14 protein-coding genes and 1 tRNA gene are annotated in these 12,436 nt (G+C 63.2%); 10 read left to right on the top strand and 5 right to left on the bottom strand.

Going from position 1 to position 12,436, the window contains the following annotated elements; all coding sequences use genetic code 11:
- The first annotated feature begins 93 nt into the window (after positions 1-93).
- The 6 genes from hutF (at position 94) to VGO12_RS22115 (ending at position 6,406) form a co-directional block, all read left to right on the top strand.
- The gene (gene hutF, locus VGO12_RS22140; protein WP_327514897.1) at positions 94-1,470 is read left to right on the top strand and encodes a formimidoylglutamate deiminase; all 1,377 of its coding nucleotides are present in this window, start codon (positions 94-96) and stop codon (positions 1,468-1,470) included.
- 35 nt (positions 1,471-1,505) lie between these two features.
- Complete coding sequence (locus tag VGO12_RS22135; RefSeq protein WP_327514896.1) at positions 1,506-2,540, top strand: ABC transporter substrate-binding protein; 1,035 nt, start codon at positions 1,506-1,508, stop codon at positions 2,538-2,540.
- A 136-nt stretch (positions 2,541-2,676) separates the two neighbouring features.
- Entirely contained in the window at positions 2,677-3,534 is an 858-nt protein-coding gene (locus VGO12_RS22130; RefSeq protein WP_327514895.1) for a proline/glycine betaine ABC transporter permease, read from the top strand.
- On the top strand, positions 3,527-4,354 hold the full coding sequence (locus VGO12_RS22125; RefSeq protein WP_327514894.1) for a betaine/proline/choline family ABC transporter ATP-binding protein: 828 nt from the start codon (positions 3,527-3,529) through the stop codon (positions 4,352-4,354). Before VGO12_RS22130 ends, VGO12_RS22125 begins: the two co-directional genes overlap by 8 nt.
- Positions 4,347-5,828, top strand: coding sequence for a histidine ammonia-lyase (locus tag VGO12_RS22120; RefSeq protein WP_327514893.1), 1,482 nt, complete (start codon positions 4,347-4,349; stop codon positions 5,826-5,828). The genes VGO12_RS22125 and VGO12_RS22120 overlap by 8 nt, the downstream gene beginning before the upstream one ends.
- The gene (locus VGO12_RS22115) at positions 5,825-6,406 is read left to right on the top strand and encodes a HutD family protein (RefSeq protein ID WP_327514892.1); all 582 of its coding nucleotides are present in this window, start codon (positions 5,825-5,827) and stop codon (positions 6,404-6,406) included. Before VGO12_RS22120 ends, VGO12_RS22115 begins: the two co-directional genes overlap by 4 nt.
- A gap of 19 nt (positions 6,407-6,425) precedes the next feature.
- Here the strand turns inward: VGO12_RS22115 and VGO12_RS22110 are convergent, their stop codons facing one another.
- Positions 6,426-6,866 carry an acetyltransferase gene (locus VGO12_RS22110; RefSeq protein WP_327514891.1) on the bottom strand — a complete coding sequence of 147 codons (441 nt, stop codon included), beginning with the start codon at positions 6,864-6,866 and terminating at the stop codon, positions 6,426-6,428.
- Positions 6,867-7,173: 307 nt separating this feature from the next.
- On the opposite strand from VGO12_RS22110, the gene VGO12_RS22105 reads away from it, so the two are divergent.
- Both VGO12_RS22105 and VGO12_RS22100 read left to right on the top strand, forming a co-directional pair.
- Positions 7,174-7,332: a hypothetical protein gene (locus VGO12_RS22105; protein WP_327514890.1), complete on the top strand. Its 159-nt coding sequence runs from the start codon at positions 7,174-7,176 to the stop codon at positions 7,330-7,332.
- Between the two features lie 88 nt (positions 7,333-7,420).
- Positions 7,421-7,912, top strand: coding sequence for a hypothetical protein (locus VGO12_RS22100; protein WP_327514889.1), 492 nt, complete (start codon positions 7,421-7,423; stop codon positions 7,910-7,912).
- 164 nt (positions 7,913-8,076) lie between these two features.
- Here VGO12_RS22100 and VGO12_RS22095 read toward each other — a convergent pair.
- The 3 genes from VGO12_RS22095 to VGO12_RS22085 form a co-directional block, all read right to left on the bottom strand.
- A tRNA-Met gene (locus VGO12_RS22095) sits at positions 8,077-8,153 on the bottom strand.
- A 135-nt stretch (positions 8,154-8,288) separates the two neighbouring features.
- Entirely contained in the window at positions 8,289-9,542 is a 1,254-nt protein-coding gene (gene mnmA / locus VGO12_RS22090) for a tRNA 2-thiouridine(34) synthase MnmA (protein ID WP_327514888.1), read from the bottom strand.
- A gap of 118 nt (positions 9,543-9,660) precedes the next feature.
- Entirely contained in the window at positions 9,661-10,410 is a 750-nt protein-coding gene (locus VGO12_RS22085) for a helix-turn-helix transcriptional regulator (protein WP_327514887.1), read from the bottom strand.
- Between the two features lie 479 nt (positions 10,411-10,889).
- On the opposite strand from VGO12_RS22085, the gene VGO12_RS22080 reads away from it, so the two are divergent.
- Together VGO12_RS22080 and VGO12_RS22075 are read left to right on the top strand one after the other, a co-directional pair.
- A complete protein-coding gene (locus VGO12_RS22080) occupies positions 10,890-11,165 on the top strand; it encodes a DUF1153 domain-containing protein (RefSeq protein ID WP_003527546.1) in 276 nt (91 codons plus the stop codon).
- A gap of 191 nt (positions 11,166-11,356) precedes the next feature.
- A complete protein-coding gene (locus VGO12_RS22075) occupies positions 11,357-11,638 on the top strand; it encodes a GNAT family N-acetyltransferase (RefSeq protein ID WP_327514886.1) in 282 nt (93 codons plus the stop codon).
- 255 nt (positions 11,639-11,893) lie between these two features.
- Here VGO12_RS22075 and VGO12_RS22070 read toward each other — a convergent pair whose 3' ends face one another.
- Positions 11,894-12,244, bottom strand: coding sequence for a flagellar export protein FliJ (locus tag VGO12_RS22070; RefSeq protein ID WP_057254717.1), 351 nt, complete (start codon positions 12,242-12,244; stop codon positions 11,894-11,896).
- Between the last annotated feature and the right edge of the window lie 192 nt (positions 12,245-12,436).

Here is a 12,436-nt window from a genome sequence, read left to right as displayed (position 1 = left end):
CATTCGCTCCAGAATCTTTTCGTTCATTTCGCGCTTGCGCGCCAGCGCAAAATATCTATAGTTCCATATACAACTACGTACAGGAAAATGCACATGGCAACTTTTCCCGTCAACCGGATCTTTGCAGAACGGGCGCTCCTGCCCGGCGGCTGGGCCGAAAACGTCGCGGTAACGCTCGACGCTTCCGGCCGGATTGCAGCGATCGAAACCGGCAGCGCCCCTGCTGAAGGCGACGAGCGCGTGACAGGGCCTTTGGTGCCCGCGATCGCCAACCTGCACTCGCACGCCTTCCAGCGCGCCATGGCCGGCCTTGCCGAAGTTGCCGGCAGCGGCGATGACAGTTTCTGGACCTGGCGTGAGGAAATGTACCGCACCGTCGGGCTGGTAAGCCCCGATGACGTCGAGGCGATCGCAGCCAAGCTCTACATGGAAATGCTGAAGGGCGGTTTCGGCCATGTTGCCGAGTTCCACTACCTACACCATCAGGCGGATGGCACCCCTTATGCAGACCCGGCCGAGATGTCGCTGCGCATCCTCTCGGCCGCCCGCACCACCGGGATCGGCCTCACCCACCTGCCGGTGTTCTATGCCCACGCCAATTTCGGCGGTGTCGACCCGAACCCCGGCCAGCGGCCGTTCCTGCACGATCCCGATCGCTTCCTGGCGCTGCTGCAGCGCCTGGAGCCGCTCTGCCGCGAGCAGGGCCACACGCTGGGCTACGCCATCCACTCGTTGCGTGCGGCAACGCCTGAGGAAATGCGCACGATCCTCGACGCAGCCCCGGTTGCCGGCCCGATCCATATCCACGTCGCCGAGCAGACCAAGGAGGTCGAAGACAGCCTCGCCTGGAGCGGCCGTCGCCCGGTCGAATGGCTGCTCGACGAAATGCCGGTCGATCAGCGCTGGTGCGCGATCCACGCGACCCATCTGACGGAAAGCGAACGCCAGCGCCTCGCCCGCTCGGGCGCGGTCGCCGGCCTTTGCCCGGCCACCGAGGCCAATCTCGGCGACGGCATCTTCCCGGCGGTCGAGTTCATCGCGGAAGGCGGCGTCTTCGGCATCGGCACCGACAGCCATGTGGCGACCAGCGTCGCCGAGGAATTGCGGCTGCTCGAATACGGCCAGCGCCTGCGCGATCGACGCCGCAACCGGCTCGCAACGCGCCCAGGCGCCTCGATCGGACGTACTATCTTCGATGCAGCGCTGAAGGGCGGCGCGCAAGCCTCCGGCCAGCAAACGTCGGGAATTACGGTCGGCGCCCGCGCCGATTTTGTCGTGCTCGACGGCGACAATCCGTACATCGCCGCCGCAAGCGGCAACCAGATCCTCGACCGCTGGCTGTTTGCGCTCGGCGGCGAGAGCGTTCGCGACGTCATGGTCGCGGGCGCGTGGAAGATCCGAAACGGACGCCACGACCGGGAGGAAGAGATCGACCGCGCCTTCGCGCGGGTGCTGATGAAACTCAAGTAATCGCCAAAGCCAATATCAAAACAGGGAACAGCTTTATGTCGATCAGCAAACTGAAACTCACGCTTGCCGCCACTGGCCTCGTGCTTGCCGCCTCCACCGGCAGCGCCAGCGCATCCTATTGCGGCGACGGCAAGACCGTTACCTTCGCCGGCATCGATTGGGAGAGCGGCGCCTTCATTACCGAGGTGATGAAGACCATTCTTTCGAAGGGCTACGAATGCCAGGTGGATTCGATCCCCGGCAACTCGGTGACGCTCGAACAGGCAACCGCCAACAACGACGTGCAGATCTTCGCCGAGGAATGGCTCGGCCGCTCCGATATCTGGAACAAGGCCGTCGAAGAAAAGAAGGTCGTCGCCGTCGGCAAGACCTTCGTCGGCGCCAGCGAAGGCTGGTTCGTCCCGGAATATGTCATCAAAGGCGACGCCAGCCGCAACATCGAAGCTAAGGCACCGGATCTGAAGGCCGTCTCGCAGCTTTCCGATCCGAAGATGGTCGAACTCTTCGCCGATCCGGAAGAGCCGACCAAGGGCCGCTTCCTCAATTGCCCGTCGGGCTGGACCTGCGAAGGGGTCAGCTCCGCCAAGCTCGAGGCCTACAAGCTCGGCGAAACCTATGTGAACTTCCGCCCGGGCACGGGCACGGCGCTCGATTCCGCCATCACGTCGGCCTATCTCCAGGGCGAGCCGATCCTCTTCTACTACTGGTCGCCGACCGCGATCATGGGCAAGTTCAAGCTCGTCCAGCTGGAAGAGCCCGCCTATAGCGAAGCCTGCTGGAAGGAGCTTTCGAGCGCCAACGGCAAGCGCGAAGAGGGCTGCGCCTTCCCGTCGGTCGACGTCTCCTACGGCCTCAACAGCACCTTCGCCCAGGAAGCGCCGGAGATCGTCGCGATCCTCGAAAAGGCGACCTTCCCGCTCGACGCCGTCAACGGCAGCCTTGCCTACATGGCCGACAACAAGGTCGACGCGACGGCAGCCGCCACCGAGTTCCTGAAGACCAAGGCCGATGTCTGGGGCAAGTGGGTTTCCGATGAAGCCCGTGGCAAGATCGAAGCCAGCCTGAAGTAATCCCGCAATTGCCAGGTCCGGGCTCCGCCGCACACGTGGCGGGGCGCGGCTTGGCCTCTTGCGACCATACCCGAGGCAAGCGCCATTGGTGGCCGCAGGAGGCGGCCGCCCTTGGCCCGAGCAAGGAACGTTTCCGATGTTTCCGGATTCTCTCAATCTCTCCATTCGCGGGCCGGTGAACGATTTCATCCAGGCGCTGGTCAGCGGCTATGGCTGGGTCTTCAAGGCGATCAGCGCCGTCATCCTGAAAGCCGTTCTGTTCATCGAATGGATCCTGCGCGGCCTGCCCTGGTGGGTCGTCATCCTGATCTTCATGGCGCTCGCCTGGCAGAGCTCCAAGCGCTGGACCCTGACGATTGCCGTTGGCGTTCTCCTGTTCTTCGTCGGCGTGCTCGGCCTCTGGGACCTGACGATGCAGACCCTGGCCTTGATGCTGATGGCGACGATCGTCTCGGTCGTGATCGGCGTGCCCATGGGCATCCTCGTCGCCAAGAGCCGCGTGATGCGCAACATCACCCTGCCGGTGCTCGACGTGATGCAGACGATGCCGAGCTTCGTCTACCTGATCCCGGCGCTCATGCTCTTCGGCCTCGGCAAGGTGCCGGCGATCCTTGCCACCATCATCTACGCTGTGCCGCCGCTCATTCGCCTGACCGATCTCGGCATCCGCCAGGTCGACCATGAGGTCGTCGAAGCCGCGACCGCCTTTGGCGGCAGCCCCAACCAGATCCTCTTCGGCGTCGAGCTGCCGCTCGCCACGCCGACGATCATGGCCGGCCTCAACCAGACGATCATGATGGCGCTGTCGATGGTGGTCGTCGCCTCGATGATCGGCGCGCGCGGCCTCGGCGAGCAGGTGCTGAACGGCATCCAGACGCTCGACGTCGGCAAGGGGCTGGAAGCCGGCATCGGCATCGTCATTCTCGCGATCGTTCTCGACCGCATCACGCAAGGTTTTGGCAAGAGCCGGACGGAGGATCCCCGCAATGGCTGATATCGAGATCCGCAACGTCTACAAGATCTTCGGGCAGGACGCGAAAGCCGCGCTCGCCATGGCCAAGGAAGGGCTCAACAAGTCCGAGATCCTCGCCCGCTCCGGCTGCAGCGTCGGCCTCAACAATGTCAGCCTGACGATCGGCGCCGGCAGGATCTTCGTGATCATGGGGCTTTCCGGTTCCGGCAAGTCGACGCTGGTGCGCCACATCAACCGGCTGATCGAGCCGACGAGCGGCGAAGTGGCCTTCGACGGCAGCAACATCCTGGACCTTGATGCCAAGGCGCTGCGCACCTTCCGCATGCACCGCGTCAGCATGGTGTTCCAGAGTTTCGCGCTGATGCCGCACCGCACGGTGCTGCAGAATGTCGTCTATGGCCAACGCGTGCGCGGCCTTCCCAAGGCCGAAGCCCGCGAGATCGGCATGAAGTGGATCGAGACGGTCGGACTTGCCGGCTACGACGCCAAGTTCCCGCACCAGCTTTCCGGCGGCATGAAGCAGCGCGTTGGCCTCGCCCGGGCGCTTGCCGCCGATACCGACGTGATCCTGATGGACGAGGCCTTCTCGGCGCTCGACCCCCTGATCCGCGCCGACATGCAGGACCAGCTGCTGCAATTGCAGCAGAACCTGTCGAAGACGATCGTCTTCATCACCCACGATCTCGACGAGGCGCTGCGCATCGGCTCGGAAATCGCCATCCTCAAGGACGGCCAGGTGGTGCAGGTCGGCACGCCGGACGATATTCTCGAACGCCCGGCCAACGACTATGTTGCCCGCTTCGTGCAACGCAGACAGGGACGCCCGGAAGCCCATGACTGAGACTGTCACTCTCGACGCGCCGTTGACCTGGCAACAGGTTGCGGCAGTCGCCAACGGCGCGCACCTCACGCTGTCCGACGCCGCACGCCAGCGCATCGTCAACGCGCGCCGGATCGTCGATGCCCTGGTCGAGCGCGGCATCCGCGGCTACGGCATCAACACCGGTGTCGGCGCGCTCTGCGACGTCATCATCGACCGAGAGAACCAGCAGGCGCTGTCGCGCAACATCATCCTCAGCCACGCCTGTGGCGTCGGCGAGCCGCTTGCACGGCCTGAAGCCCGCGCGGTGATGGCGGCCCAGATCGCCAACTTCGCCCACGGTTATTCCGGCGTGCGCATCGAAACGGTCGAGGCGCTGCTTGGCCTCATCAACGCCAACCTCATCCCCGACATCCCGTCGCGCGGATCCGTCGGCTATCTCACCCATGCGGCCGCAATCGGCCTCGTGCTGATCGGCCACGGAATGGTGAACGACGGCAAGAGCAGGATCGGCGGAGCGGAAGCGCTTGCCCGCATCGGCCTTGAGCCGCTCAGGCTCGAAGCCAAGGAGGGCTTAAGCCTCGTCAACGGCACGCCCTGCGCCACCGGCCTTGCGGCCTTGGCATTGTCGCGCGCGACCCGCCTGTTCGACTGGGCGGACGCGGCCGCCGCCATGACCTATGAAAACCTCGGCAGCCAGGCCAACGCCTTTGCCGCCGGCCCGCTGGCACTTCGCCGTTCCGAGGGGCTGGACGCGGTCGGCGCAACGCTGCGCGCCTATCTCTCCGATAGCCCGATGCTCGGCGAGACCGCCGGCACCCGCACGCAGGACCCCTTGAGCCTGCGCGCGGTCCCGCATGTGCATGGCGCTGCCCGCGACGCGCTGGCGCAGGTCGCCGAGGTCGTCGACCGGGAACTTGCAAGCCTCACCGACAACCCCGCGGTTTCAGGCACGCCCGAGGCGCCGGAGGTGCATTCGCAGGCGCATGCGGTCGGTGCCGCTCTCGGCCTTGCCATGGACAGCCTTTCGGTCGCCATTGCCGAAGTTGCCGCGATTTCCGAACGCCGGATCGACCGGCTCGTCAATCCTCTGGTGAGCCGCCTGCCGGCCTTCCTTGCCGGTGACAGTGGCGTCTCCTCGGGCTTCATGATCGCGCAATACACCGCCGCCTCGCTTGCCGCCGAAAACCGGCGACTGGCAGCCCCTGCGAGCCTCGATGGCGGCATCACCTCGGCGCTTCAGGAAGACATTCTCACCCACGCGACGCCCGCCGCCTGGAAGGCGCTGTCGATCGCCGACAATCTCGAAACGATCCTTTCGATCGAAATGCTCGCCGCATCCCAGGCCTATGACCTGCAGCCGCGCGGCCGCGCCGAGCGTACCGACGCGCTCTATAGGCGCATCCGTGCCCGGATCCCGACCTACGCCGACGACCGGCCGCTGAATGGCGACTTCGCCAGGATGCGGACGATCATCGAAGAAAGCCAGCCATGAAGACCCTTCGCGCCAGCACCTACAAACGCATGCCGTGGAAGAACGGCGGCGGCGAGACCGTGGAGATCGCAGTCTTCCCGCTTACCGCCTCGCTTTCCGATTTCGACTGGCGTGTCAGCATGGCAACCGTCGCCAGCGACGGCCCGTTCTCCAGTTTCCCGGGCATCGACCGCACCCTGTCGATCCTTGAGGGCAAGGGCATGCGGCTGATGATCGAGGGTCGCGAGCCGGTGGTGATGACGGGAGCATCGGCACCGCTCCCCTTCCCCGCCGACGCCACGACCTCGGCGACGCTGGTCGACGGACCGATTGTCGATCTCAACGTCATGACGAGGCGTGGAAGGCTGGCGCACAGCGTCAAGCGTCTCGCACTGGATCACCCGCAGACGCTGGAATGCACGGCGAAGACGACGCTCGTTCTTTGCTATGGTGGTGCCGTGCGCCTGACAACGGCGGACACCACAGCGGATCTCGCCGCCGGCGACACGGCCATCCTTGAAGCCGCAGCCGACGTCACCATCGAGCCTGCGGCTTCCGCCATTCTGTTCCTGATCACCATCGACAGGCCGGCCGCCTGAACGGGCGCCTGCAGGCGGATCATCCCCGGCGCAGATGCAACAGCGGATAGGGGCGCCCGGCATCGTCGACCGGCGAGCGCGCAACCACGTCAAAGCCCAACCGCTGATAGAAGCCTGCGCCCGAAACATTCTGCTCGTTGACGTCGACCGTCAGCACCGGGTGCAAGCTCGTCGCATGGTCGACAAGCCGCCGGCCGACGCCGGCGCCCCGCGCGTCCGCATGGACGAAGAGGGAATCGATCTGCGCGTCGCTCATGCCCATGAAGCCGAGCGGCTGATCATGTTCATCGGCGGCAATCCAGAAGTCGGCAGCGGGCAGATACTGGTCGCGCACCAGCGCCTCGATCGCAGCAAAATCCTCCGGCGTCAGGAAGTCATGGGTGGCGATAACCGCGGTCCGCCAGATCTCGAAGGTGCGCGGAAAGTCAGATGGACGGGAGGGGCGAACGGAAATGGTCATGAAAAATCACTTTGAGAATATTGGCCCGACGGCAGCGCGGCCGGATCCGCGAGGGTCCCTGCGCATTGGACGGGGGATGGTGAAATCGGTCGGCCGAACGTGGCTCGGCATGCGCGGCGCACCTTAGTCAAACAGGCGCCCACCGCAAGCCGTCAACCGGTCGCATCAAGGGCGCAACGCGGTTAAGAATTGAGCAACCATATTCCATGTTCCCCGGGGAACAGCGATCTCGACGCCACACGATAGTCTCCATGTCACGATTTCTAGCGACACACGCAAGCAAACGCAGGGCTCGGAGGACAAGGACATGATCAAAACCGCTTTCGGCGTCAACGTCACCGTACTGGTCTTCTCGATCACCGTGATCGCCATCATGCATTTCGCCCTGTCCCAATATCGGGCGGCGGAACTGGCCGATATCAACCTGCCGGACTATTCGACGATCACATCGTCGATCCACCGCTAAGGCCACATTCTCGCGGGCGACGGTCACAACCCGTGCCGACCGGCTCGCTCCCCCGAGATCTCAAACGCAAAAGGCGCTGCCATCGATCATGGCCAGCGCCTTTTTTGTATCGTTCAACGGCTTCCTGTATGACCGGAGGGATTATGATAGGGAACGCCGATTGAGCGAATCGCCGCTTATCGCCGCGTTGGCACGACATGCAGGAAGGCACGAAATGACGGATCCGCAAAACGAACTGAAACTCAGCGCCTTCACCTTCCACGAACAGGCCGTCCGCGCCTCCGTCGGCGGCAAGCAACTGACGCTCGATGCCCTCGAACTCGGCGGTGAAATCCTGGTCGTGCTCACCTGGCTCGGCAACACCGAGCGCGGCCTGCGCAAGCCGGAATATGTCCTACCCTTGAGCGCGGTGGCGCATCAGGAACTCAGCAGCGATCCCGAAGCCAAGTACAGATGGACAATCAGCGCACCGCTACCGCAATCCCTATTTGACGGCAGCGCGTCGAGACCGTTCAGACGGCAGTTCGGGGTGAAGAGCGGCCCGGCGCTGACTTTGCCGCTGGAACCGACCAAGCACTGAGGAGAGCGAGGCCAAAACGGCCACCGCGCGAAACATCACAGCGTGAAGGCGATGGACTCGTTTCCGTCGCCTCGCGGTCCGAGCTTCAGGAACACAGGACAAGCCGGAACATCCATGTCTTGCGGACTTTTAGGATCGGAATCTTCGGACTGAAACGGAAAAAATGGTAGCGGAGGAGGGATTCGAACCCCCGACACAAGGATTATGATTCCTCTGCTCTAACCTACTGAGCTACTCCGCCGGGTACCGCGTCAGGGCTTCGAAGTGGAAGCCGTCTTGACTGGACGGGCGGCTTATACGGCCCGCTTCCGCCCACTGTCAACCCAAGTCTCCGGGAAAATGTGAAGTTTTCACAACGGCCCGGAAATCAAGCGCTTCAGGCGGCCGCCGGGGCCGAAAGCAGCACCTTCAACGCCGCTTCGGCGCTGGCTTCGCGTTCCGATTTGCGAATGAAACCGCCGCCATAGACGCGTGCGTCCTCGCCGACGCCGGAATAGAGCGCGCAGGCCTGGCCGGGTGCGATGCCAGCTTCGCCTTCGGCAAGCTCCACATAGATGCCCTCGTCGTCCATCGCGAGCACGGCGGGCGCCGGCTGGCGGGTGGAGCGCACCTTGGCGAAACAGTCGAAGCCGCGCGCGGCCGCGACCTCGACGTCCTCGTCGCCCAGCCAGTTAACGTCGCGCAGGTACACGCGGCGGGTTTCGAGCGCCTCCTTGGGGCCGACGATGACCCGACGCGAGCGGGCGTCGAGATAGACGACATAGAGCGGCTCGCCGGTGGCGATGCCGATGCCGCGGCGCTGGCCAATGGTGAAGTGCAGGATGCCTTCGTGGGTGCCGAGCACGCGGCCATCGAGATGCACGATCTCGCCGGAAAGGGCGGCATTCGGCTTCAGCTTCGCGACGATGTCGCTGTACTTGCCCTGCGGCACGAAACAGATGTCCTGGCTGTCGGCCTTCTGGGCGACGACGAGGCCCATTTCCTCGGCGAACTTTCGGGTTTCCGCCTTGGAGTAGCCGCCGAGCGGAAAGCGCAGATAGTCGATCTGTTCCTGGGTCGTCGCAAACAGGAAGTAGCTCTGGTCGCGCTCGGCGTCGGTCGGGCGGTAAAGCGCCCGCTGGCCGGCATAGCGCGGACTCGGGCTCGGGCGCGAGCGGATGTAGTGGCCGGTCGCCAGCGCATCGGCGCCGAGCTCCTTGGCGGTTGCCAGCAGGTCGGCGAACTTGACCGTCTGGTTGCAGGCAACGCACGGGATCGGCGTTTCGCCGGCGATATAGCTTTCGGCAAACGGATTGATCACGGTTTCGCGGAAGCGCGCTTCGTAGTCGAGCACATAGTGCGGAATGCCGAGCGTTTCGCAGACGCGGCGGGCATCGTCGATGTCCTGGCCGGCGCAGCAGGAGCCGGCACGGTGCACGGCTGCGCCATGATCATAGAGCTGCAGCGTGATGCCGAGAACATCGTAGCCCTCGCGTTTGAGCAGGCCCGCGACCACGGAACTGTCGACGCCGCCGGACATGGCGACGACGACACGCGTATCTTCGGGCTTGCGGTCAAAATCGAGACTGTTCACGGGATCCAATCCGGCCTTCGGGCGGCGAACCAGACGCCTGCCCTGTTTACGCTTCATGCGATGCTGGCCGCGGCATACATTTTGCCGTCGGCAGGCTCTCGTGGCGACATATAGAAACTTGTCGGGGCCGCGGCAAGGCCGGCAAAGCCCGGACCTGCCGGCCGTTGGGCCTTGCTCAGATCAGTTTCAGCCGCATGGCGCGGGCGATCGCCTGCATGCGGTTGACGGCGTCGAGCTTGCGGGTCGCACTCTTGAAGTAGCTGCTGACCGTATAGGTCGAGATGCCCAAGATGATGGCGATCTCGTCGCTGCTCTTGCCCGCTGCAGCCCAGCGCAGACATTCCAGTTCGCGGCTCGACAGTTTTTCGCGTGTCGCGTTGCCGGTATCGAAGGTGCGTTCCAGGCATTCAAACAGTTGCACCAGCGTCAGGTAGAGCGTGGCGCATTCGACGCCCGTGGGCGCTTCGCGCCGGCCGGACAGCATGGCGACAAAGGGGTCGCCGTTGCTCGTGTGCAAAAGCACGGCGAAATGACGCGCCATTTCCGGATGGGCGAGCAGCCGGTGCACCATCGCCTCGTTCGTCGGCCTGGAGGCCACGTCGAGCAACTCTGGCCCGCCGGTAACGGGCAGCTTGGTGAAGCGCAGCTTGTCCACGAGCATGCTCGACTGGAAGGTCTCGCAGGCATCGTATTGGCGCACCAGCTCGGACGGCCAGTTGCTGAGCACCAGCCGCTCGGAGAAGCGCTGCTGTTCGGCAAGCGGCATGCGCGCGATCATGAAATGGCCGAAGCCATAACGCGAGATCAGCCGGCGCATGAGATGCAGAAGTTCGTACTCGGTGCGAACGGCAGCCGTGTCGATGTCCGAAAACATCTCGGCCGGTTCAGCCCCGTGCATCAAGGCCGGTTCATGCGATTCCTTCATCTGCGATCACCACATCCCCTGGCGCCACCGCGCCTGGTCGAGAGAATACAAATTACGCTCCACATCACCTGAAGCACGAACTTCACCCGGCAGACGAAATAAAGCTGCCCTGACCGGCCTGACCGCGCAAGAAACGCGTCCGGTTGCGAAGAATATGACGATGCACCAAGAATGAATGCGGGAGCGCACACGGCGCTCATCCTTTATTTCGGCGTCTCGTTACCAAAAATTTTAGTTAAAGTGAAATGTGGTATTTGCATGGCTCCCATGTCAATTCTGGGAGAATCCATGGGGATCACGCCCCAGTCCACAGAGACACGCGAAATACCCCCAAGAACTGACGGGGTGCGGTGGCGCTCGAAGCGCCCTTCGGAAGTGTCTCAAATTATGAGCAAATTGTTACTTGACGCTTAGGCAAATGTTAAATGTGGCAGGCTAAGGTCACGGTCATATGGTCTTGAGTTTGTGTAGAGAGTCCCATGACCGAAATGATGCGACCACGCGTGAAATATGTCATCGGCCCCGATGGCAGCCCTCTGACGATTGCGGACCTGCCGCCGGCCAATACCCGGCGCTGGGTGATCCGCAGGAAGGCAGAGGTTGTTGCCGCCGTGCGCGGTGGCCTGTTGAGCCTTGAGGAGGCGTGCGAACGCTATACCCTCACAGTCGAGGAATTCCTGTCCTGGCAGTCCTCGATCAACGATCACGGCCTTGCCGGCCTGCGTACCACTCGCATCCAGCAGTATCGCCACTAGTATTGCCCACCTGAGGGCCATAGGTCGCGCGGCGGCTCCGGGTATACCGGGGCCGCCGCCGTCGTTTATGGCCTGGCAGCTTTGGTATTTGCGCCCTTGCGGAAACGGTCTGTGCGCTGGCGGCGCATTCCGCTCGTCGCGAAACTGCGCTAGCTTCCGCAAGACAATCAAGCTCTTGAAGGACCGCCAGCATGGACATTGCACACGAGGAAACGGGATCGCACGGACGCTACTCGACGGTCGTCGAGGGCCACACCGGCGAAATGACCTATTCGAGAACATCGCCGCAATTGATCATCGTCGATCACACCCTCGTGCCCGATGCGCTGCGCGGCAAGGGCGTCGGCCAGGCGCTCGCCAAACACGCGATCGAGGAGGCCCGCAAGGGCGGCTGGAAAATCATTCCGCTCTGCCCCTTCATGAAGGCGCAGGCCATGCGGCACCCGGAATGGCAGGACGTCATCCAGGGCTGAGGCGGTCGACGACCCTCAAGTCTGAAAATGAAAAGACCCGCCCGATGGCCGAAGCCTCGGGCGGGTCTTTTCGTTTCGTCACGATCGTACCGGATCGGGCCATGCCAGAGACATGACCGGACATCTGCTCCGAAACGGACTGCGCGCCTCTTCAGCGAACAAATCCCCCGAGCCGGAGACGGCCGAGGGGATCAACCCGTTGCCAGATCAAAGCGTTGCTGCTTTGCTGCCCCGATCAGGCACAAAGCCACAGCCCTACGCGCGAAGGCGCGTCGATGTGTCCCGCTCTTCGAGGGCCGCCGCCTTTGCGTACTCGGCCTGCACTTCTTCGAGTGCGAGCTCGGCAGCATCCTGCTGCGCCTTCAGCTCGCGAATGGAGACCTGAAGGTTGTCGGCTCGTTGACGTGCGGCCTTGGCAAAGGTGGGATAGGCAAAGTGCTGGGGATCGGAGATACCCGACTTCTTTTCCTCGAAAATAATCTGGTTTTCCAGATCCTTGGTCATCCGCTCGAACTCAGCCATCATCATCTGAAGCTGGTTCAGCTGACGCTGCTTCTCCCGGACCTGAAACTCCTTCAGGCGGACAAGGCTCTCACGTGCTTTCATACGCAATACTCCCGTGGATAACGAGACCCCGGTTACTGATTTGGCCCGCGAGCCGGCCCGAACAGGGCCGGAAACGAAAAATCTTCAGCGATATTAACAAATGCCTACCGCTGGTAACCTTTCGTTTACGGGCATCGTTAATCATAGGCGTGATGATTTAAGGCTCCGTAAATGCTGAGGCACGAAATGTGA

It is taken from the genome of Ensifer sp., from assembly GCF_035999135.1.
In the GTDB taxonomy this organism is placed as follows: domain Bacteria; phylum Pseudomonadota; class Alphaproteobacteria; order Rhizobiales; family Rhizobiaceae; genus Ensifer.
Note: the sequence above shows the minus strand (reverse complement) of the source record. Positions and strands in the feature narration are given on the sequence as shown.